Source organism: Vibrio sp. E150_011, assembly GCF_053544015.1.
Map to the genome: position 1 here is coordinate 23,697 of NZ_JBHFOL010000005.1, position 22,216 is coordinate 45,912.

Annotated in this window: 22 protein-coding genes; 8 read left to right on the forward strand and 14 right to left on the reverse strand. The window is 44.8% G+C overall.

What is annotated here, in order from left to right:
- Positions 1-412 precede the first annotated feature (412 nt).
- Complete coding sequence (locus tag ACE1OE_RS09980) at positions 413-628, forward strand: hypothetical protein (protein ID WP_449210930.1); 216 nt, start codon at positions 413-415, stop codon at positions 626-628.
- Between the two features lie 146 nt (positions 629-774).
- On the opposite strand, the gene ACE1OE_RS09985 is transcribed toward ACE1OE_RS09980, so the two are convergent.
- Both ACE1OE_RS09985 and ACE1OE_RS09990 read right to left on the reverse strand, forming a co-directional pair.
- Positions 775-1,011: a hypothetical protein gene (locus ACE1OE_RS09985; protein WP_102471466.1), complete on the reverse strand. Its 237-nt coding sequence runs from the start codon at positions 1,009-1,011 to the stop codon at positions 775-777.
- A gap of 244 nt (positions 1,012-1,255) precedes the next feature.
- Positions 1,256-2,017, reverse strand: coding sequence for a transporter substrate-binding domain-containing protein (locus tag ACE1OE_RS09990; RefSeq protein WP_449210931.1), 762 nt, complete (start codon positions 2,015-2,017; stop codon positions 1,256-1,258).
- Between the two features lie 250 nt (positions 2,018-2,267).
- Here ACE1OE_RS09990 and ACE1OE_RS09995 point away from each other — a divergent pair, with 250 nt between their 5' ends.
- The 4 genes from ACE1OE_RS09995 to ACE1OE_RS10010 all read left to right on the forward strand — a co-directional run bounded on the left by ACE1OE_RS09995 (position 2,268) and on the right by ACE1OE_RS10010 (position 6,148).
- Positions 2,268-3,026, forward strand: coding sequence for a hydratase (locus ACE1OE_RS09995; protein WP_372077631.1), 759 nt, complete (start codon positions 2,268-2,270; stop codon positions 3,024-3,026).
- 493 nt (positions 3,027-3,519) lie between these two features.
- Complete coding sequence (gene cspE / locus ACE1OE_RS10000) at positions 3,520-3,732, forward strand: transcription antiterminator/RNA stability regulator CspE (RefSeq protein ID WP_102471469.1); 213 nt, start codon at positions 3,520-3,522, stop codon at positions 3,730-3,732.
- A gap of 328 nt (positions 3,733-4,060) precedes the next feature.
- Positions 4,061-4,270, forward strand: a complete 210-nt coding sequence (locus ACE1OE_RS10005; RefSeq protein WP_102471470.1) for a hypothetical protein — start codon at positions 4,061-4,063, stop codon at positions 4,268-4,270.
- A 372-nt stretch (positions 4,271-4,642) separates the two neighbouring features.
- On the forward strand, positions 4,643-6,148 hold the full coding sequence (locus ACE1OE_RS10010; protein ID WP_449210932.1) for an ArnT family glycosyltransferase: 1,506 nt from the start codon (positions 4,643-4,645) through the stop codon (positions 6,146-6,148).
- Positions 6,149-6,269: 121 nt separating this feature from the next.
- Here the strand turns inward: ACE1OE_RS10010 and metR are convergent, their stop codons facing one another.
- Positions 6,270-7,181, reverse strand: a complete 912-nt coding sequence (metR, locus tag ACE1OE_RS10015) for an HTH-type transcriptional regulator MetR (protein ID WP_102471598.1) — start codon at positions 7,179-7,181, stop codon at positions 6,270-6,272.
- Between the two features lie 211 nt (positions 7,182-7,392).
- Here metR and metE point away from each other — a divergent pair, with 211 nt between their 5' ends.
- A complete protein-coding gene (metE, locus tag ACE1OE_RS10020; RefSeq protein WP_449211095.1) occupies positions 7,393-9,675 on the forward strand; it encodes a 5-methyltetrahydropteroyltriglutamate--homocysteine S-methyltransferase in 2,283 nt (760 codons plus the stop codon).
- A 64-nt stretch (positions 9,676-9,739) separates the two neighbouring features.
- Here the strand turns inward: metE and ACE1OE_RS10025 are convergent, their stop codons facing one another.
- The 11 genes from ACE1OE_RS10025 to ACE1OE_RS10075 all read right to left on the reverse strand — a co-directional run bounded on the left by ACE1OE_RS10025 (position 9,740) and on the right by ACE1OE_RS10075 (position 20,154).
- Positions 9,740-10,159 (reverse strand): GspS/AspS pilotin family protein, encoded by a 420-nt coding sequence (locus ACE1OE_RS10025; protein WP_449210933.1) that lies wholly within the window; start codon positions 10,157-10,159, stop codon positions 9,740-9,742.
- A gap of 5 nt (positions 10,160-10,164) precedes the next feature.
- Entirely contained in the window at positions 10,165-10,461 is a 297-nt protein-coding gene (locus ACE1OE_RS10030) for a YciI family protein (protein WP_449210934.1), read from the reverse strand.
- Positions 10,462-10,565: 104 nt separating this feature from the next.
- Complete coding sequence (gene yciA / locus ACE1OE_RS10035) at positions 10,566-10,967, reverse strand: acyl-CoA thioester hydrolase YciA (protein WP_102471475.1); 402 nt, start codon at positions 10,965-10,967, stop codon at positions 10,566-10,568.
- Positions 10,968-11,055: 88 nt separating this feature from the next.
- On the reverse strand, positions 11,056-11,628 hold the full coding sequence (locus ACE1OE_RS10040; RefSeq protein ID WP_102471476.1) for a septation protein A: 573 nt from the start codon (positions 11,626-11,628) through the stop codon (positions 11,056-11,058).
- 301 nt (positions 11,629-11,929) lie between these two features.
- The gene (locus tag ACE1OE_RS10045; protein ID WP_102471478.1) at positions 11,930-13,189 is read right to left on the reverse strand and encodes a dicarboxylate/amino acid:cation symporter; all 1,260 of its coding nucleotides are present in this window, start codon (positions 13,187-13,189) and stop codon (positions 11,930-11,932) included.
- A 309-nt stretch (positions 13,190-13,498) separates the two neighbouring features.
- A complete protein-coding gene (gene trpA, locus ACE1OE_RS10050) occupies positions 13,499-14,305 on the reverse strand; it encodes a tryptophan synthase subunit alpha (protein WP_102471479.1) in 807 nt (268 codons plus the stop codon).
- On the reverse strand, positions 14,305-15,495 hold the full coding sequence (gene trpB / locus ACE1OE_RS10055) for a tryptophan synthase subunit beta (RefSeq protein WP_449210935.1): 1,191 nt from the start codon (positions 15,493-15,495) through the stop codon (positions 14,305-14,307). The genes trpA and trpB overlap by 1 nt, the downstream gene beginning before the upstream one ends.
- A 49-nt stretch (positions 15,496-15,544) precedes the next feature.
- The gene (gene trpCF / locus ACE1OE_RS10060) at positions 15,545-16,909 is read right to left on the reverse strand and encodes a bifunctional indole-3-glycerol-phosphate synthase TrpC/phosphoribosylanthranilate isomerase TrpF (protein ID WP_372060943.1); all 1,365 of its coding nucleotides are present in this window, start codon (positions 16,907-16,909) and stop codon (positions 15,545-15,547) included.
- Positions 16,910-16,925: 16 nt separating this feature from the next.
- Positions 16,926-17,924 (reverse strand): anthranilate phosphoribosyltransferase, encoded by a 999-nt coding sequence (gene trpD / locus ACE1OE_RS10065; protein ID WP_102471482.1) that lies wholly within the window; start codon positions 17,922-17,924, stop codon positions 16,926-16,928.
- Between the two features lie 34 nt (positions 17,925-17,958).
- Positions 17,959-18,576, reverse strand: a complete 618-nt coding sequence (locus ACE1OE_RS10070; RefSeq protein WP_372060984.1) for an aminodeoxychorismate/anthranilate synthase component II — start codon at positions 18,574-18,576, stop codon at positions 17,959-17,961.
- A gap of 12 nt (positions 18,577-18,588) precedes the next feature.
- On the reverse strand, positions 18,589-20,154 hold the full coding sequence (locus tag ACE1OE_RS10075) for an anthranilate synthase component 1 (protein ID WP_449210936.1): 1,566 nt from the start codon (positions 20,152-20,154) through the stop codon (positions 18,589-18,591).
- 364 nt (positions 20,155-20,518) lie between these two features.
- Between ACE1OE_RS10075 and rnm the strand changes: the two genes are divergently transcribed.
- Together rnm and ACE1OE_RS10085 are read left to right on the forward strand one after the other, a co-directional pair.
- A complete protein-coding gene (gene rnm, locus ACE1OE_RS10080) occupies positions 20,519-21,391 on the forward strand; it encodes an RNase RNM (protein ID WP_449210937.1) in 873 nt (290 codons plus the stop codon).
- Positions 21,392-21,461: 70 nt separating this feature from the next.
- Positions 21,462-22,082, forward strand: a complete 621-nt coding sequence (locus ACE1OE_RS10085) for an L-threonylcarbamoyladenylate synthase (protein ID WP_372060947.1) — start codon at positions 21,462-21,464, stop codon at positions 22,080-22,082.
- The last annotated feature ends 134 nt before the right edge of the window (positions 22,083-22,216 follow it).

Below are 22,216 nucleotides of genomic sequence, written 5' to 3' on the forward strand. Positions count from 1 at the left end.
CAAGGTTGCACCTATGGGTAAGAACCAACTGAATTGGGGGGGTCTTATTCTAGTACACATTTCCCCCGTAAACTGCCCAAGTTCCCGCGCCTCGAGCGCGGTTTTTTTATGTCGTGAGTGCGACCAACATAACACTGCCGTTCGAACGCGAGTCATTTTCTCATTGGTTTTGCATTGTGATTACGATTCGCTTTTTTAGAAACGCTGTAATCGTTCAGTCTTTAAGGTATGTCGGAGGGGGTCTATCTATGTCAGGTGATGGATAGGTAGCTGGATCTAAATCACGATGGAAATACGCCCATGATAAGTGACGCTCATCAAATGATGGAAAATGCCACCTTTCGTTAGCGATCGCGCAGGAGTAGGGTAGTGCGGTAAACATTGAGTTAAACACTAATTGTCAGAGGTAATTATGAGTTTGTTTTATGTTGATAAAAATGCACAAGAAAATGGTGATCACGAGATCCATACCGCTACCTGCACTCACAGTCCAAACCTGAAGGATTGCGATCCACTGGGTTATCACACCGCCTGTAGTACGGCACTCAACGCGGCCAAGAAAATCTATCCACAATCCAACGGTTGCTATTACTGCTCTTATTCCGCCTATACCTCTGAAGATAAATAACGCCAGTAACGGCTTTGAATGAGCGACTAATTCTGCCTAGGTTTAGACTGACAGTTTAGATACGTTTTTCTTTGTGAGGTTCTTTTGAGCTCGACAATAGGACAACACGGCGCCATCAATAATGGTCAGTGTTGCCCTATTTTGTCTCACTGTTCACCTAACAGGTGCAATTTGGTTTTGTTGAGAGAGAATTCCAAAACACCAAAGCCTGCAAATAAGCAGCCAAACAACCACGCAGCCATACCAAAGATAACAAACCAACTGTTTTTCCATTCATCTAGCGCAAAAACAATGAGTTGCAATCCAGAAAAGAACATAAGGACACTTAAGATAAGTGTCGAAATTAGGGTGAACGAGACGACAACAGGGAACCATTTTGACATGTTAACACTCCTCTAATAAATACTGAGTAAGAGCGATTGCAATAGTAGTGCCATAAATATTGTGGTTATTTTGTTGTCACAGTACTTCCAAGATACTTTGCACCTAAGAAGTGCTGTTGACAGGAAAGGTTGATATTGCTTGTGACGAGTGAACTCGCAAAGTGAATGTCGCTGGTATAGCGAAGCGCGGCTGTAAACCGAATCACAGCCGCTCAGTTAATCTCGCTTCTAAAGCTCTAAGTGGTTATTTTAACGAGTTGTTGATCATGAACTGTTCATCAATATTCTTGAGCTTCATATCATCCATAATGAAGTTGATGGTATTGAGCAGGCGTTGTTCGCCTTTCGGAACGAGGTATCCAAATTGACCGTTGGTGAATGGCTTATCACAACGTGCCGCTTCTAAACGCTGATCGGTTACTTGGTAAAACAACCCTTCAGGTGTCTCAGTGACCATTACGTCGACTTTACCTGTCGCGACAGCTTTTGGCACATCGAGATTGTTTTCAAAGCGCGTAAAGCGCGCTTCAGTCAAGTGAGTATCGGCGAATGACTCATTTGTGCCACCAATATTGACACCGACACGAACGGAAGGCTTGTTGACTTTTTCTAATGTGTTGAACTTATCCTTTGTGCCTTTTGCCACTAGGAAGCACTTACCAAATGCCATGTAACCTTGGGTTTGCTCAGCGTTAAGTTGGCGTTGCATTTTTCGCGTTATTCCACCCATCGCGATGTCATATTTATCGTCGTTTAGGTCGGTAAGTAATCCCTTCCAAGTGGTTTGAACGAATTTGAGTTCGACGCCCAACTGTTTCGCAACATGCTTAGCGACATCAATATCGTAACCAGAATATTGGTTGCCATCGTAGTAAGAAAATGGCTTGTAGTCTCCGGTGGTTCCAACGCGCAGGGTCCCGGATTTAAGAACATCATCCAGTTGATCGGCATGCGCGACCGCTGAAAGGCTCATTGTGATAGCAGCAAGTAATAGTGTTTTATTCATTATGGTCTTTTGGTGAAATCGATGGTCTCGCTACATTAGCAGGAAAACGTGTTTAAACAGATCAAACCATCAAAATAAGGCGCTAACAAGCGGAAGGCTTTGGTTCTAACGCTAGACAGTCGTGATACCTTTAGATTGATTGGTGGTGAATCGTATAGGTTATTACTATGTAGACTGAGAGCTGAGCGCTATCAACATCAAGTAAACTCCGATATACTTTAATGAGTTAACTTAAAGGTAATACAATATTATGAAAGAATATGAACAAGTCGCGGCTGATCTGCTTAGCCGCCGTGTGGCAGGAACTAAAGCGCCACGTATCGCAGAGCAACAACGCCCATTAAACCTAGAAGATGCATTACAAATTCAATCATCCATGATCGATTTGCACACTGATAAAGTGGGTGGATGGAAATGCTTATTGCCGCTCGCTGAAGATAAATTTGTTGTGGCGCCAATTTTTGCTGACAGCATTCAACGAGGAGAGCATTGTGCATTGTTCGCTGACAATAACGTTGCCCGCATTGAGCCTGAAATTGCCTTCATTCTTAGCCAACGGTTACCTGCTTGTTCTGAAGGTTATAGCGAAGAACAAATAAACGAGGCTATTGGTCCTTGCCATATGGCGCTTGAATTGATGCAATCTCGCTTTGCTGACGACAGTGGAGCGGAGTTCTACGAGAGACTTGCTGATTGTCTCGTTAACCAAGGTATGTACATCGGTCCTGAAATTGATCGAGAGGCTGCGTTCACTGCATCTAAAATTGACATTGCAGTTAAGCAAGGTGAACAAGTACAGACATTTGCGGGCACGCATCCTAATCCGTTACCACAACATCCTATTTACTGGTTGATTAACTACATGACACGTCGTGGTGTGGATTTTGAAGCGGGTGAAGCCATTATTACTGGGTCATATTGTGGCATTGTAGAGGTTGAGTTTAATCAACCTACATCAATCAGTTACGAAGGTATTGGACAGTATCAAGTGATGTTCAGCGAAAAATAATCCCGAGAAACACAGGGCGACGGTTGCCTAATACGCCTGTCGCTCAGTGCTTTAAAAACGGTGCGATTTTAGAACGAACTGCGTGGGTGGGTGTTCAATACTATGGCACCCTCTACTGCTACGCCTATTATTGATTTATGCTACGTGTTCGCGAGCATAATTTTTTAACCCCATGATTATGTTGGAATAAATGCGGTTTTTATGAGGGGGTAAGGGTGAGTCGATAGACTGTTAAAGGCGTTAATTCTAAATAATTGTCGTTAGCGCGAAAAAAAGTCTTTACATAGTGACAAGTTCTAGTAATATCCACCTCGCTCTGTTGTTCAGGGTTATTAATGATACATCAAGTAAAAGCACTTCTCAGTATTCTTCGTTATTGTTGTTATTCTCAGTGGTTCCCTTAGCTTCATCGTCACATTCAATAATTCAAGCTCTCAGCACATCGCAATTTTGCGATATTTTCCAATGAATTTAACTTTATAAGGGACACATTATGTCTACTAAAACAACTGGTCTAGTAAAATGGTTTAACGAAGAGAAAGGTTTCGGATTCCTAACTCAAGACAACGGCGGCGCTGACGTATTCGTACATTTCCGTGCTATCGCTTCAGAAGGTTTCAAAACTCTTGCTGAAGGCCAAAAAGTATCTTTCGAAGTAGAGCAAGGCCAAAAAGGTCTTCAAGCAGCTAACGTTGTAGCTATCTAATTTCGAAAGTCGGCGAAAATGGCTTTATAGCTGTTTTCGCTACTTTTTACATAAACAATACAATAATTTATACCGTAATCTAGAAAATATAAACAATTCCTACATCTGCTTTTCACACACATGTCGTTACGTTTCTACTCTCTTCGTTATCTCAATATAAATACAATCAATTTTTAAATCTCATAGCTTAAGTATGCCTTTAAGTTAATGCTTTGTGCATCTTAAATGCTAAAAAAATAATAAGGATTTTTATGTCTCGTTCAATGGGTCGTAAACGCTTTTGGTTCCAAAATAACAAAAATAAACACACTACAAAAAGAGGTAATGAATGATCGTCAATTTTACATTACTAGAAAACCAATGCTCTTGGAGTGCGACAATACATCAACTTAATGGCGATATCCTTTTACGTCATTTATTGTTGAAAGGACAAGTTAATACAATGGCGATAGATTTTTCTTACTGCGAAGATACACAGCAAGGAACTATCATCAATAATTACAATGAGTTGATTGGCAGTTTTTCAATATCCTCTTAATACTGCTTATTTTTATTTAGTCATACCCTCAATTCTGAATAGTATTTTTATCGTTGCAAAAATACCTTTGTTATATGGTGATTACCCCATTATTTTGACCATATAAATTCAGGATTTGATACTTTTCCTCTGTAACATAATACATCGCTTTACTACCTCATCTTTGTTTTCTGACAAATCCATACAAGCTTGGACATCACTTTATTGATGATTTTTATATCATTTATCGCTATATTTTAACTGTGAATGTGTCGGGTCGATCTTTACAGAAACCTGACGCGATCCCGTTTAGTATCGTTAAAAACTTGCGTAGAGTTCACAGCCAAAAAGTTTACAGACGATATTGATGATGTCGAGGAGTGGTGTTTACTAATGCTAGCAACCCTTTTAAGTTTTGACCAAACCAATACCAATGCCTCTGACGTAGAGCGCTCCCATAGATTCGCGCTTGTTTGGTGTGTGGCGTATGCCATTTTGTGGTCTTTTGTTTCCTATCAGTTGGACCCAACGGTTCCTTATGACGCCATTGAAGCATTAAATTGGGCAAGCAATGGAGAGTGGGGAAGCCCAAATAACCCGTGGTTTGTCGGTTTTTTTGCCCGATTTCTTCTGCTGTCTAATTCAACGGAGTTTGCTTCTGCATTTTGGTATGTTGGCCATTTTACTGTCATTGCATTAGGCATGTTAGGGTGTTACCGACTTGCCTATAAGCTCTCCAACTCAGTGGCATTGGCTTGGCTCGGATTATTGACGCTTAATTTATCCGGTGTCATTAACTTTGAAGCGATTCCTTATAATGATAACTATTTGTTGTTTGGGTCATGGTCATGGTTGTTACTGTTTTTTACTAAAGCCGTTTATGAAAACCCTAAATGGTGGGTGCCTTTTGGTATCTTGGCGGGCTGTGCCTCTATGGCTAAATACACCACCTTTGCCCCGGTCGCGATGGTGTTTGTTGTCAGCGTATTGGTACCAAGTGTTCGCCGTGCGTGGAAGCAGCCTGGATTTTATGCCGGAATATTTGCGTTTATTGCCTTAGTACTCCCCAATTTCTTTTGGTTGTTTGCTAATAACTTCTCTTCGATTAAGTGGGTGAGCGGTCAGGTATCGGCTCAATTGAGCCCAGGAAGTTGGCTAGCTTTGTTATCAGTGTTCTATCCATTTATTTTACTGTCAGGGCTGCTAGGACGGGATGCATTTCGGTTGAACAAGGCGGTACCGGAAAAAGTATGGCTCAACACTTTTGTCTTGCTCGCGCCGCTTGTCATCATTATGGGTTGGTTTACTTTTCATAAAGGGGATCGTTTGGTTGAATGGCTACACCCTTTCTTTATGCCAGCTCCAGCTGTGCTCGTCGCATTTTTATCACCCCAAATACATGGCCAGTTGGGACGAGCATTTAAAGTGCTGTCGGTAATGGGCTTAGTCATTATTATGGGGTATGTCTCAGTCATGGTATTCAATGTGCGAAATGCCGGTGAGAATTTTTCTGGTATCAGAACATTGAGTGATGAAGCGAAGCAGTACTGGTATGACAATACCGATGAGCCGCTAAGTTATATTGGTGGAACGGAGTTATCCCAGTGGTTTACTTTTTATATTGCCCCACATCCTAAAATGACGAATCAATGGGACAATAATACCTTGCCTAATGTCTATAACCGCCACATCACCGCGGAAAAGATTGCAAAACATGGTGTGCTCTTGATGGGGAATGTTGGATCTGGTTGCCAACAAGGCGCCTTCAATCGTTTTACACAAGAATGGCCTCAGTTTGCCTTGGATACTCGAAAAGAGTTCATTTATCAAGACTCACCTCAGGACCCTGAAGAGCGAGTATGCTTAGGTATTGTATTGCCAAATAATGTAAAGGGCTGAGTGACCTATCCGTTCAACGATGTCGGGATAAGTGAGAATGAGGCTAAACCGAAAAGAAGCTAAATAGTCCAGTTCCTCAAACCCTTGATCATCGATTGAATGCCTACCGAGTCGTCTAGTTTTAGGCGACTCGGATGCCTTCTAGGTGCTGTTGACATTGTTGTCTGGCGGTTGTGAAGAAGGCTTGCAAATAATGTTTGTCTTTTTCACTGTGTCTTACCGCGGCATACAAGCGCCTCCATAGCCCGTCGCCAAGTGGTTTGCTTGTCACAAGTCCCTGCCTTGAGAACTCATTGACAGCCCAATTCGGTAAAGCAGCGACTCCAAGACCGGCTGACACCATCTGAATCAGCATCAATGTATTGTCGGCTTGCTTCCACTTTTGTGGCTCAACCCCGGCAGGTATTAGAAAATGTTTGACGACGTCTAAACGCTGCTTTTGCACCGGATAGGTTAGCAAGGTCTGGTCGGCAATATCACTAGGGCTAATCTGGTCTTTTTCTGCAAGCGGGTGGGAGATTGAGGTGACCAAGCGCATTTCAAAATCGAACAAAGGTTCATAGTGGACTTCTGAACGAGGCTGTATGTCCGAGGTAATCACTAGATCAAGCTCTCCCGCAACAAGTGCTGGCTGAGGTTCAAAGCCAAAACCCGAAGAAAAATCGAGCTCAACGTGAGGCCAAGATAGCTGGTATTCCTTCAGTGCAGGCATTAACCATTGAAAGCATGAGTGGCAATCAATCGCCATATGTAAACGACCATTCACGTCCTCTCTTAACCCTGCGAGTTCACCTTCTGCCTGAGCAATTCTTGGGAGTATTTCATTGGCAAGTTTAAGTAAGATGTCGCCTTCAGATGTGAATCGAACAGGGCGAGTCTTACGGATGAATAACGGTGCACCAATTCTTGTCTCAAGCTCTTTTAGCTGATGAGAAAGTGCAGACTGTGTGAGATGAAGTGATGTCGCAGTCGCCGTTAAAGACCCCGTATCTCGTAATGTTGTTAATGTTTTTAAATGCTTAAGCTCTACCATGATCATCTCTAATGTCTGTTCCCTGAGGATTAACTTAACGTGATTCTTGGAATATGTAAACGTCTAGACGGCTAAAGTTTTCTATTCAAAAATAAATACTCATTCCTAGATAGTTGAAATTTATTCATAATCAAGGTGAATCATTTCACCTTGTCTCATGATAATGAGTGCGAGATAGTTTGGCCATCTGGACTTCTCAATAAGGAACATCATCATGACAACGACACATATCCTAGGTTACCCACGAGTTGGCGAGCAACGCGAATTAAAGTTTGCGCTTGAGCAATATTGGAAAGGTGAAACCGATGTCAAAGCACTGCAACAGGTCGCCACTGATATTCGAAAGAAAAACTGGGCACTACAAAAAGACAACCAACTATCCTTTGCTACGGCAGGGGATTTTGCATGGTATGACCATGTGCTGGGGACCAGTTTGCTCCTTGGCCATGTGCCAAAGCGTCATCAAAATGGTTTTCCCGATCTGGATACCCTGTTTCGAGTGGGTAGGGGCCAATCACAAGTAAATTGTGGGTGTTCAGGTGAGGCGGCTTCAGACATGACAAAATGGTTCAATACCAACTATCACTATATCGTGCCAGAATTTACGTCGGAAGATAAATTTGAGTTGAGTTGGACACAGTTGTTTGATGAGATTAGTGAAGCCCAAAAACAAGGTCATACCGTTAAGCCTGTTTTACTTGGACCTTTGAGCTACTTATATCTAGGCAAAGAAGTGGAGGAAGGCTTTGATCGCCTAACACTATTACCGAGATTACTGACAGCTTACCAAACGATCTTTGCAAAATTAGAAAAACTCAACGTGGAATGGGTGCAAATTGATGAGCCGATTTTGGCCTTAGAGCTCGATGCAAAATGGTTGGATAGCTTTAAGTTGGCTTATCAAGTCATACGAAGTGACGTTAAAGTGTTGCTAGCAACGTACTTTGATTCGGTTGTCGATGTACTTCCCACTATTACCGATTTAGCCGTCGATGGTTTGCATATCGATTTAGCTGCGGCGCCAGAACAGCTAGCAGAGGTTGTACAAGCCTTGCCAAACGGTTGGGTCCTCTCTGCTGGTGCAATTAACGGGCGTAATGTATGGCGGGCTAATCTTCATAGTCAGCTGAGTGCTTTGAAAGAAGTGAAGGCACAACTTGGTGAGCGACTCTGGATAGCGACATCATGTTCATTGTTGCACAGCCCTGTTGACCTTGAGCTTGAGACTAAGCTAACGAAGGAAACAAAGAATTGGTTTGCCTTTGCGAAACAAAAAGTCGCTGAAGTGAAATGGTTAGCGCGTGCCTTGGAAGGTGATGTCGACGCCATTGAATATTGTGCCCAGTATAGCCAGCCTATCATCGACCGAGAATTGTCTACTTGGGTCAACAAGGCCAATGTTCAGCAACGTATTGCCGGTCTTACAAATAAAGATTCCGAGAGATCCGCTGCTTATGCAGAGCGTGCTCATCATCAAAAAGAAGTGCTTAAGCTGCCGTTGTTGCCGACGACGACGATCGGTTCGTTTCCGCAAACGGCTGACGTAAGAAAAACAAGGGCAGCGTTTAAACGTGGTGATATTACGCAACAGCAGTACCGTGAGAGGATCCAGGGCTTTATTAAAGATACCGTTGAACGCCAAGAAAAAATTGGTCTTGATGTGCTGGTTCATGGTGAAGCGGAACGTAATGACATGGTTGAGTATTTTGCAGAGAATCTTTCAGGGTTCCAAACGACGCAATTTGGTTGGGTGCAAAGCTATGGCTCACGCTGTGTTAAACCCGCTATTGTTGTTGCTGATATTGAGAGAGAACAAGCAATGACTGTCGATTGGACATGCTATGCGCAATCACTGACTGACAAACCGATGAAGGGCATGTTAACCGGGCCTGTGACGATTTTATGCTGGACGTTCCCTCGTGAAGATGTCTCCCGTGAAACGATCACCAACCAACTGGCGCTTGCATTGCAAGACGAGGTGAGCGACCTTCAGAGTGCTGGTATTAATATTATCCAAATCGATGAACCTGCGATCCGTGAAGGTCTGCCGCTTAAGGCAAAAGACCACAGTACGTATCTGGATTGGGCCGTGAACGCATTTAAAATCTCCGCGGCGAGTGCTAAACCAGAAACCCAGATTCATACACATATGTGTTATAGCGAGTTCAACGAAATAATTGATTCGGTCGCTGCGCTAGACGCTGATGTCATTACTATCGAAACATCACGCTCAAATATGGAGTTACTTAACGCGTTTGAAGCATTCAATTATCCCAATGAAATTGGACCTGGGGTGTATGATATTCACTCGCCAAACGTACCAGAAGTCGAATGGATTGAGCAATTGATTGAGAAAGCGGCGACCCGTATTCCAGTTGAGCGTTTATGGGTTAACCCGGATTGTGGATTAAAAACTCGAAATTGGGCTGAGACCGAAACGGCGTTAACGCATCTTGTGGAAGCGGCGAAGCGTTTAAGAACAACGCTAGCTTAAGGTCGTTGATGGGCGCAAAATAAAGAAAGGCTTGCAGATGCAAGCCTTTTTAATGAGCGAATCTTTAAGGCGTATCAGGTTGGTCACAATATTGCTTGGTGACAATTTGGTCGACCATCATTTGTCCACGCGTATTACGCATCATAATTCGATACGCCAGGCCCAGATCAAGGTTAGCTTTCACTTCTCGGTCGGTGCAGTAAAAATTCATACTATTACGTAGAACTTGGTCAATGGGCTTAGCGCCTTGCGCATCGGTGTTGTAGAGCATCATGATCTCTACTACACCTTTGTTAGCGGAGGCTTTCATTATAGAGAGTGGGCCCTGTTCGATCGGCAAGCCGGAGGACAGGACACTGGCACGGCTTTGTGCCAGCATTTCAAGTTGACGTTGTTCGTCATCACCTTTACTCGAACAACCCGCTAATGCCGCAACCGCTGCAAGCGATATCCAAAGAAAGCGTTTTTTTAATTGAGTCTTCATAATGGTTAAAATACTTTTTTGAAAGGCTTTACGATGACGCTGTGATAGACACCAGCATCAATGTAAGGGTCGCTATCGGCCCATGCTTGCGCGTCAGCAAGTGAGTTGAATTCCGCAATAACCGTCGAACCGGTGAAGCCTGCGTCACCAGGGTTCTCGCTATCAATTGCTGGCATAGGCCCAGCGGTCAACAACCGTCCTTCATCTTGAAGCTCTTGAAGTCGGGCTAGATGTTGTGAGCGAACACTCATACGTTTCTCTAAGGAGTTATCAACGTCTTGAGAAAAAATGACATACCACATATTTGGATCCTTCAAATCGTTAAGCAGTGTTATAACAATCGATAGTTATAAAATTCTCTACCTACGATGTCATTTTTTTATGTAAATGTCATGTCCACTGTCACTTAATTTGGATTAATTGGCCGTGGTCGGCCATTTCCGTCAATGGCAACGTAATGGAAGGTGCCTTCACAGACTTGATAGCGCTCACCAACGCCGTCTAGTGTCACCGGTTTAACCCAAACCTCTAGATTGATCGACATTGATGTATTGCCAATCTTGGTGCACTCACCATAGCAACACACCACATCCCCAACTTTAACAGGGTGCTTGAATGTGATACCGGAAACCGACACGGTAGCAATTCGACCGTGTGAAATCTCTTTCGCTAGAATACCACCAGCGAGATCGAGCTGTGACATAATCCAGCCCCCAAAAATATCGCCGTTAGCATTGGTGTTTTCAGGCATCGCCAGTGTGCGGATGATTAGCTGACCTTTTGGGGTCGTTGTGATTGTATTTGTCATGATTATAAATGTCCAAAAAGCAAAACAGCGACCCTAAGGTCGCTGCAATTCAGATAGTGAGCGGAGTATACAAAATCCACTCAATGAATCAAGACGTATGGTCTTCATTCTCTTTTTTAACGGCTTTGCTTTCGGCGTCTTTCGGCATGTATTTATAGATATAAACGCCAGTAAGAACAGTAAAGCCAAGTGTGGCTGCCAGTAAGCCAAATACTTTGAAGTTAACCCACACGTCTAGAGGGAACTCGTAAGCTACGTAAATATTGAGGCCCGCACAGAAAGAGAAGAAAGCAACCCATGCCCAGTTTACTTTTGCCCATACGTGGTCAGGTAACGTTATTTCCTTACCCAGCATGCCTTTAATGGCGCTGCGACCAATCATGTGTGTCACAGCAAGGCCGATGGCGAAAATAGTGTAGACGATAGTGACTTTCCATTTAATGAAATTATCGTCGTGCAAGAAAATGGTCATTCCGCCAAATACCGCCACCATTAGAAAGGTGATGATCTGCATTTTCTCTACTTTTTTGTAGAGGAAGTAGGTCAAAATAATTTGAACAGCCGTTGCCGCGATGAGTGCACCTGTTGCGACATAAATATCCTGCATTTTGTACAGAACAAAAAAGATAATCAGAGGAATAAAATCAATAACTTGCTTCATGTTTCATGCAAACCTTACTTTAAGAATTGCCGACAGTGTAACGAAAATGAGCTCAATACAAAACCATTAGAGACAATTAGAAACAATAACAAGGACAGAGGGGGTATCACCTAGGTTTTAATCATTCCTGAAACGCATGAACAAGAATGGTTAAAATGAGTAGAGTCCAATCCCCAACAAAACGCACTTCAGAGGTTTGCTTGGGGACGAGGGGAATGGCACAAAAAAAGGAGCGATGGATAACCATAACTCCTTATTTATATTTTGGTTTATTGCAAGTCTATGACTTAAAACGAGACGATTAAGCCTCTTGCTTTTGTAGCTGAGATTCTTGCGCTTCTTCTTCAACCAGTGCGTCAACAATAACCGCACACGCTGCATCACCGGTGATGTTCAATGCGGTACGAATCATGTCGAAGATTCGGTCAAGAGCAAAGAGCAGTGGTAGACCTTCAATAGGAATACCCGCTGCAAGTAGTACGGCAACAACGAGGAATGAAGGACCAGGGACGCCAGCTTGACCAACAGCACCCAGTGTCGACGTTACGATGATCGCCACGTACGCACCCATCGATAGGTCGATGTTGAACAGTTGTGCAAAGAAGATAGCAACGAGGCCATAGTAAATCGCGTTACCTGACATGTTGATTGTTGCGCCTAGCGGCAGAACAAAAGAAGCCGTAGAGTTTTTAACGCCAAGCTCTTTCTCAACCGTATCCATAGTCACAGGCAGTGTTGCCATTGAAGAGGCCGTAGAGAGTGCAACGGCTTGCGGTTTCTTCATTGCGCTAAGGAATTTTTTCGCTGATGTTTTTGTGAAGAGTTGAATGAGTAGCGGGTACACCACAAAACCAAACACTAAAATCGCAGCAATATAGACAACAAATAGTTTGAATACGACCATCAATGCGCCGAAACCAAAGGTGCCAACAGCTTCAGCCATTAGACCAAATACACCAATTGGTGCAATGATCATGACTTTGTTGATCATCCATACCATGACATCAACTATCGCGTTGACACCGTTAAGCAATGGGTCACGGCGATTTGCTGTTAGCTTTGATAGGCCAATGCCAAAGAATAAGCAGAAAACAAGAATCTGCAGGATGTTCGCTTCATTTAGTGACTGAAAAACGTTAGTTGGGATCATACCGGTTAGGGTTGCCCAGAAAGAGGGTAGGTCACCTTTAGCGGCATACTCGGTCGAGAACATACCTTCGATACCAGCTGTATCGATGTTAACACCTGGTTCAAACACTTCGCCCATGAAAAGGGCAAGAGCAACGGCTAATGCAGACGTCAAACCAAAGAATGCCAGTGTCGTGATGCCCACTTTACCGGCATTACTACTATTACCAAGCCCTGCAGCGCCAGATATAAGCGCAACGGCAACGAGTGGAATCACGAGCATTTTAATTAGATTGATAAAAATGGTACCAAGCGGTGCAAACATTGCTGCAGTTTCACCCATCATGGCACCAACGAGAGTACCTAAGATCATCGCGATGACAACTTGGACTCCGATGTTTTTTAGTAATGACTTGTCTTTTAACACTTCCATAACCTCTGTGCTGTAAAAATTTAATATCCCAGTATAGTCTTCCACTTGAACGGAAGATGGCAGACTAATATTTCGATTGATTTTTTACACTTTATTAGCACTCATAGCAACCGTTAGAAATCGATTAGTGCAGAAAACTGCACAAAATAGAGTTCGATTGCTGATAAACCCGCCAATAGCAAACGTTTGCGCTTGAGGTTTGGTATGTTTCGACTGTTATGTATAGAGAGTGTCAATATTTCAACAGGATGCGGATGTAAAAAAAAAGTTGCACAGAGTGCAACTTTTTAAAGGATGTTATTAGGCAGGTTAGCGCTGAGTTGCTGCTTTCATTGATGCAACAAATTCGCTTAATTCTAATAGCAATTGTGGCGGGTTTTCTAGGTTGCGCTCAATGATTTTTACGACGGCAGAACCAGAAATCGCACCCGCAGCGCCGGCATTCAGTGCCTCTTTCACTTGTTGTGGTTCTGAGATACCAAACCCAAGCAACGACGGAGGGGCATCGTGTTTAGTGAGTTTGTCCAATTGGGTCGTCATTGGCATGTTTGCTTTGGTTTCAGTGCCGGTAACGCCTGAACGAGATAGTAGGTAAGTATAACCGCCACCAAGTTGTGCAACTTGTTTGATTGTTTCTTCGGTTGCCGTTGGTGGGGCAATGAAGATTGGGTGCACGCCATGCTTGTGCGCCGCTGCAACAAACTCTTTGCTTTCCCCTGTAGGAACATCGGCAATAAGTACGGAATCAACCCCGACAGCGGCACATTCTTGATAAAACGCATCAATGCCTTTTGAGTACACTAAGTTCGCATACATCAGCAAGCCTATAGGCAGTTCAGGGTATTTCGCTCGAATTTTTGCGATTAACTCGAAGCAAATAGTGGGGGTGGTCTTTGCTTCTAATGCGCGAATGTTCGCACCTTGAATCGTTGGACCATCGGCTTGAGGATCGGAAAACGGCATACCTAACTCAAGTGCGTCAGCCCCTGAGTCAACCAAGGTTTCCATGATTTTCAGAGATAGCTCAGGGCTAGGATCACCGATGGTAACAAAAGGAACAAACGCGCCTTGTTGTTTTGCTGAAAGGCGACGGAACAGTTCTTGATAACGATCCATTATAGCACTCCTTTTTCTTTCAAAATATCATGTACCGTAAAGATGTCTTTGTCGCCACGGCCTGATAGGTTGACGACAAGTAGTTGTTCTTTTTCCGGTTCGTTATGTGCCATCTGAAGTGCATAAGCAAGCGCATGGGATGATTCGAGAGCAGGTATAATGCCTTCTTTACGAGCCAGAAGTTGGAATGCCTCAAGTGCTTCGTCATCGGTGATAGCACCATATTCAGCGCGACCGATTGCGTTTAAATGCGCATGCTGTGGACCTACTGATGGGAAGTCTAAGCCAGCCGACACAGAATAAGATTCTTCGATTTGGCCGTGAGGGTCTTGCATAAGCGGTGCCTTCATTCCAAAGAATATGCCGGTTGTACCATGCTTCAACGGTGCGCCATGTTGGTCGGTATCAATACCCAAACCTGCAGGCTCAACACCGATAAGACGAACATTTTCTTCTTCGATGAAGTCTGCAAACATACCGATGGCATTTGACCCCCCACCCACACAGGCGATGACGGCGTCGGGTAGGCGGCCTTCACGTGCCAAGATTTGGTGTTTTGTCTCTTCACCAATCATGCGTTGAAATTCTCGCACGATGGTTGGGAACGGGTGTGGACCTGCGGCAGTGCCGAGGAGGTAATGCGCCTCTTCATAGCTTGCTGACCAGTCGCGTAGCGCCTCATTACAGGCGTCTTTTAGCGTGGAAGAACCAGAGTGAACCGGAATCACTTCAGCGCCCATCAACCGCATGCGAAATACATTGGGGCTTTGACGTTCAACATCTTTAGCACCCATGTAAACGCGGCATTTGAGGCCGAGCAGCGCACATGCCAGTGCGGTTGCGACGCCGTGCTGGCCGGCGCCAGTTTCTGCAATGATTTCTTTTTTGCCCATACGCTTAGCTAGCAAGGCTTGGCCAAGTACTTGGTTGGTTTTGTGCGCGCCACCGTGCAATAAATCTTCTCGTTTTAGGTACAGTTTGGTTTTTGTGCCTTTCGTGAGGTTTCTTGTCAATGTCAGAGCGGTTGGACGACCTGCATACTCTTGCAATAAGCCCATGAATTCAGCTTGAAACTCGGGATCATCCTGTGCATCGATAAAGGCTTGTTCAAGTTGATCAAGCGCTGGTACAAGAATTTGTGGAACAAATTGCCCACCATATTCGCCAAAATAGGCATCCAGTTTCGCCATGGTAGTGTCCTCTTAATTAATTTTGGTTATACCCGCAGGTGAGCAAGTATTAGTAATCTCTAATTAGTGTAAATGCTTGGCTTAGCTTGTTGGCGTCTTTTTTCCCTGGCGCTGATTCCACGCCGGAGTTTAGGTCGAGCCCAATGCAGCCTAACTGGCTCGCTTCTTTGATGTTATCCGGAGACAACCCACCAGCGAGCATGATGTTGTTTGTGTTGTGAAGTAACTGCCAGTCGAAGCGTTGACCCGTACCGCCGGTTTGGTTGCCGACTTGAGCATCCAATAGATGGCGGTCGACATCGATGGCAGAAAAGTCAGGTAGGGCATCTTTCACGCCGTGAGCTTTCCAGATTGCGATGTCGGATTGGAGCTGCGCTCGCAATGCCTCGACATAGGCTTGGTCTTCGTCGCCATGCAATTGCACCGCTGATAAGCCTAATTCGTTAGCCGTATTTGCCACCACTTCTGTAGTGTGGTTTTGAAACACGCCAACAAATTCAAGTGGCGCACCACTCATCACCATTCTTGCCGATTCAAAGTCGACGTAGCGTGGCGATTTTTCAACGAAGATAAGGCCTCCTTTTACTGCACCCGCTTGATAGGCTTTTGCGGCGTCATCGGCGTGCGTCAAGCCGCACACCTTGTTTTCACCGAGTAGCACTTTTCGCACGGCCAGTTCTAGGTTGTCTTCTGCCATCAGTGAGCTACCGATTAGGAAGCCATTTGCATAGTGAGATAAATCGCGTACTTGTTGATGATTATAGATACCAGACTCAGAAATAATGATCGTGCCTTCCGGAAGGCTTGGCGCAAGCTCTTTCGTTCGATCAAGGTTTACAGACAAATCACGTAGGTTACGATTATTAATACCGACGACACGAGCTTGTAGGTTGATGGCACGCTCTAGCTCTGCTTCATTACTTACTTCAGTAAGAATACCGAGATTAAGTGACTCCGCGACAGCGGCGAGTTCACGGTACTCTTCATCGCTAAGGACCGATAGCATCAACAAAATAGCATCGGCTTTGTAGTGACGCGCGAGGTAGACTTGGTAGCTATCGACCATGAAATCTTTACAGATGACTGGTTGCGTTACTTGGCTGCGTACCTGTGGCAAAAAGTCAAAGTTACCTTGGAAGTACTTTTCATCAGTCAGGACAGAGATGGCACTTGCATGGTTATTGTATACCGATGCAATGTAATCAAGATCGAAGTCTTCTCGAATCAACCCCTTAGAAGGTGAGGCTTTCTTGCACTCAAGAATGAACACGGTCTTTCCTGTTGACAGTGCATCATAGAAGTGGCGATCTGATGGTTCCAATTGCGCTTGAAAGCTTGCAAGTGGTTGTGACTGTTTGCGGGCTTCAACCCAGACTCGTTTATCTTCGACGATTTTTGCTAGTACCGTTTCCATTCCTAGTTCCTATTTCTTAACCGCGCGCAGCGAGTTGTTTAACGAGTTCGTAAGCCTTGCCTGAATTCATCGCATCAATGGCTTGTTGAGCGTTGGCTTTTAAATCATCAAAGCCAAAAAGCTTCATTAGAAGTGCCACGTTAACCGCGACCGCGCCGAGTTGAGCTTCTGTACCTTTTCCGGTCAGCATGTCGGTGATGATGGCTCTATTTTCTTCTGGCTCGCCACCCTTGATAGCCTCAAGAGGATGTGGATTCACACCAAAATCTTCAGGTGTTAATGTGTACTCCGTGATAACGCCATCTTTAATTTCAGCGACTAACGTTTCGCCATGTATGGCGACCTCATCTAAGCCGCTACCATGAACAACGGCAGCACGCTTCATACCCATTTGTAACATGGTCTCCGCTATTGGGCGAACCAGTTTTGCGTCATATACGCCCATCAGCTCTATATTTGGACGAGCTGGATTGATCAGTGGTCCTAAGATATTAAAGATCGTGCGTGTTTTCATGGTTTGACGTACTGGCATCGCATGCTTAACGCCGCCGTGATACTGAGGTGCAAATAGAAAAGCGACACCAATATCATCCACAGCCTTGCGTGTATCTTCTGGGCTCATTGCCAGATTGATACCAAAGGAATCAAGTAAGTCGGATGAACCTGACTTGCTTGATACCCCTCGATTGCCGTGTTTTGCAACCTTAAGCCCACATGCCGCCGCCACAAATGCCGCTGTCGTGGAAATATTAATCGTGTTTGCGCCATCGCCACCCGTGCCTACGATGTCGGCAAAGTCATAGTCGGGGCGAGGGAAAGCGTTAGCATTGGCGAGCAGAGCTTTCGCTGCGCCAGCTATCTCGTCGGGAGTTTCGCCCTTAATTTTTAACGCGGTTAACGCTGCCGCCATCAAAATAGGGTCAAGTTCGCCTTTGATAATGGTATCAAACAACTGTTGGCTTTCTTCTTGACTCAGTGATTGCTGGTCATAAAGCTTATTAATGATATTTTCCATAATTACGATGCCTTAAATTCGTTGAGTTGTTTGATTAACGCAATGGGTGCGCGCGAGCCCATTCGATGGCGTTACCAAGTAACGTCGCACCATGGGTGGTCATAATGGACTCTGGGTGAAATTGAAAGCCACACACGCGGTCTTGTTCGTTAGCAATCGACATGACCAAACCATCGACTTGCGCCGTCACCTCAAGACTATCGGGAACATGGGTCGCGACCAATGAGTGGTAGCGAGCAATCGCCAGTGGAGAAGGCAGTCCTTGATAAATCGCATGATTGTCATGCGCCATCATGGAAATTTTGCCATGCAGAATCTCACCCGCACCAGCGACCGTACCACCATAAGCTTCTACAAGAGCTTGGTGACCAAGGCAGATACCGATCATCGGCACTTGCCCCTTGAGTTGTTGAATGAGTGCTGGCATGCAACCTGCGTCAGAGGGCGCACCGGGGCCTGGCGATAAAACAACCACGGCGTTATCAAGTTGAAGCACCGCTTGTGCGATGGTTTCTGCCGAGATGTGGTTTCGATAGATGGTGACATTATGACCAAGGCTTCGAAACTGATCGACAAGGTTGTAGGTGAATGAGTCGAAATTATCGACAAACACGATATTGGCGCAATGTGCGGGTGTCGCATTGGAAGTCATGTTCATACGTTACTACTCCTGATGCGCAGTTTTGATGGCAGAGATAACCGCTTGGGCCTTGCCGCGTGTTTCGTCAGCCTCAGCTTGCGGGTCGGAATCGAATACTACTCCGGCGCCAGCTTGGACTTGTGCAATACCGTTTTCAACATACGCTGAGCGGATGACGATACAGGTATCCATGTCGCCAATACCATTCATGTAACCAACCGCGCCGCCGTAGCTGCCGCGTGTTTGCTGTTCTACTTGACGAATAAGCTGCATTGCTCGGATTTTCGGTGCGCCTGTTAAGGTGCCCATATTCATACAAGCTTGGTAGGCGTGAAGGGCATCGAGGTCAAGTCGCAACTGACCGACAACCCTTGAGACTAAGTGCATGACATGGCTGTAACGGTCGGTTTGCAGCAGGCTGGCGACATGACGTGTGCCTGGTTCGGAGATTCTAGCCACATCATTGCGAGCTAAATCAACCAGCATCATGTGCTCAGCGTTCTCTTTCATGTCACAGCGCAACTCTAGTTCCATACGGCTATCGAGATCTTTGTTAATTGAACCGTCAGGGTTTTTCCCACGGCGTCGCGTACCGGCGATTGGGTAGATTTCGATTTGGTTGCTTTGTGAACAGTATTTTAGGGCGCTCTCAGGAGAGGCACCAAATAACGTAAACAGCTCATCTTGCATATAAAACATGTAAGGGCTTGGGTTGCTTCTCTTCAGCTCTTTATACGCCACTAATGGCGATGGGCATGGGAGTGTAAATCGGCGTGACGGAACGACTTGAAAGATGTCACCACACACGACGTATTCTTTTAGGTCTCTAACCGTTTGGCAAAAGTCTTCATCGGAGACGCTGGCGACTTCTTGACTATCAGTGACCTTGATGGCAATCGGCAAGGCTTTGAGGTTGTCACATTGTGTGCTGATGTCACTCATTCTCTCACGAATGCGCGCGAGTTCATCGTCATCATGGTTAAACAAGGTAGTTTGTAGTTCGCATGACTTCTTCTGATGATCAACAACCAATAAGCTTTCCGCCACGTAAAACACGTAGTCGGGGCATTGGTTCGATTGGGTCGCATCGCCAAGAGGTTCAAATTGTGCCACGAGGTCATAGGCAAAAAGGCCACCCATGAAAATCGCATTTTTGTTCAGTCCAGTGATATCAAAGCTGTGTTGTACTAACCGAAGTGCGTCAAATGAAGATGCTTCTCGAAGCCTTGAGTCTTCGTCAAGTTGATCGTTCGGCATTTCAAAATGAACGATTAGCTCTTTTGGTTTTAAAATGTGTCGGATATCAGAAGAAAGATTGCCTGCGAGTATCTCTAGCAAGTTTTCGCCATTCGTGGTGAGTGCTTCATAGCGAACGATATGACCCTCACAGACGATACGAACCGCAGAGTCCACAATAAGCAAACTTTGCAGGTCTTGCTTCGATTCGATCTCGGCTGACTCAAGGAGTAGGCTGTCGGTCTTGTTTTCACAAAGTGTATGAAACAGCTTTGTCGGGTCTTTCGCGTACGGTACTTGTAATGAAAGCACCTCTAGACGACCTTGTTTTTGAATTGTAATGGCTTTGTTCACAAAAACTCCTCTTAATCTTCAATCTGTCCATGCAACAATTGTGTTCCATACTCGCACAATTAAAACGTTTGCCCAACGTTGAATCTGTCCAAATTGCCGCATAGTTAATCAGTTAAACCAAAAAATAAAAAAGCCCACTCGTTTGAGTGGGCTAGTATTAAATCTACTTGTTTTTTACGCACGTAAAAAAGCCCACTTGGAATGACTCCATGTGCGCCACCAATCACCAACAGAGCGTTGAACGCTGATTTGGGGTTTTTGGATTGGTTGAATTTCTTGTACCATACGTGCATTACTCTTAATTTTTACCTGCGTACTAGTTAACTAGTTCATGGCATTAAAGTCAACCAATATTATAAATAAAATGAAGATAGATCTGCACAGTCACACTACCGCATCGGATGGGCGATTATCCGTCGAAGCACTTCTAGAGCGAGCGATCGAGTTTAACGTAAAAATCATCGCGATTACTGATCACGATACATTAGATGCGTTGCCTGAAGCTCACCGTCTGATTGAGGAGCGTCAACTACCCATTGAGCTTGTCAATGGCATTGAAATTTCAACGGTATGGCAAAATAAAGATATTCATGTGGTGGGCCTTGGTGTCGATATGAATAACCCTCATTTGTTGTCTTTAATTGAAGCGCAAAAGGCACGACGCGCCGAGCGCGCTGAACTGATGGCGGAACGATTGGAAAAGGCAACTCGACCAGGTGTGCTTGAAGAAGTAAAAGCCATCGCCGATGGTGCACCAATAACACGTTCTCATTTTGCTAAATGGATTGTTGAGCACGGTTATGCCAAGAATATGCAGCAGGTGTTCAAGAAATATTTAACGAGAAATAACACCGGTTATGTACCGCCCAACTGGTGTTTGATCAGTGATGCCGTCGAGGCCATTCATCAGGCTGGTGGGGTCGCTGTCCTGGCTCATCCGGGTCGTTATCAACTTACGGCCAAGTGGCTCAAGCGTTTGCTCGCCGCTTTCTCTGAAGCGAATGGTGATGCTATGGAAGTCGCTTTGCCACAACAAAGTATGCAAGAAAGGCGCAACCTTGCAGATTATGCGATACAATACAATCTATTAGCTTCGCAAGGTTCGGACTTTCATTATCCATCACCTTGGACTGAGCTTGGCCGTAATTTATGGCTGCCATCTGGTGTCGAACCGGTATGGGATAGACTGTCTTTACAAACGGCAACGACGCTTGAAAGTCAGAGTGCCGAAAAATAGAATTATTTAAGCTCTTGATGTTGAACAACAAGGAAGGTTGCGACGAGAGTATTTAGCTGAAGGAATAACAATGAGCCAATTTTTTTATGTACATCCAGACAACCCACAAGCACGCTTGATCAGTCAAGCGGTTGCCATTATTCGAAACGGTGGTGTTGTCATTTACCCGACCGATTCAGGGTATGCACTTGGTTGTCAGCTTGAAAATAAACAAGCCTTAGAACGTATTTGCCAGATTCGTCGTCTTGACGATAAGCATAATTTTACTTTGTTGTGCCGTGATCTTTCGGAAATCTCGTTGTATGCACGAGTGGACAATACGGCATTCCGATTACTTAAAAGTAATACCCCAGGGCCTTATACTTTTATCTTTAAAGGGACTAAGGAAGTACCGCGTCGCTTGATGAATCCAAAGCGAAAAACCATTGGTATTCGAGTACCAGATAACCGAATCGCGTTGGACTTGCTGGAAGCTTTAGGTGAGCCACTCATGTCAACGTCATTGATTTTGCCAGGCAGTGATGTCACCGAATCTGATCCTGAAGATATCCGAGATAAGCTTGAACACGCAGTTGATGTGATCTTAAACGGTGGTTATCTTGGTGAGCAACCTACGACGGTGATTGACTTTAGTGACGATGAAGCGAAAGTGCTCCGCTTAGGTGCAGGCGATTCTGCACCCTTTGAATAAGCATCGAGTTGGATATTGGCGTGACTTATCGCAAGAAATAGGGTGCTTCTGCACAATTTCTCTGCGATAATACGCGACCGCGATTTCAACGATCGCAATATCTGGTTTCGACGTCTGTGAAGACGACATTATAG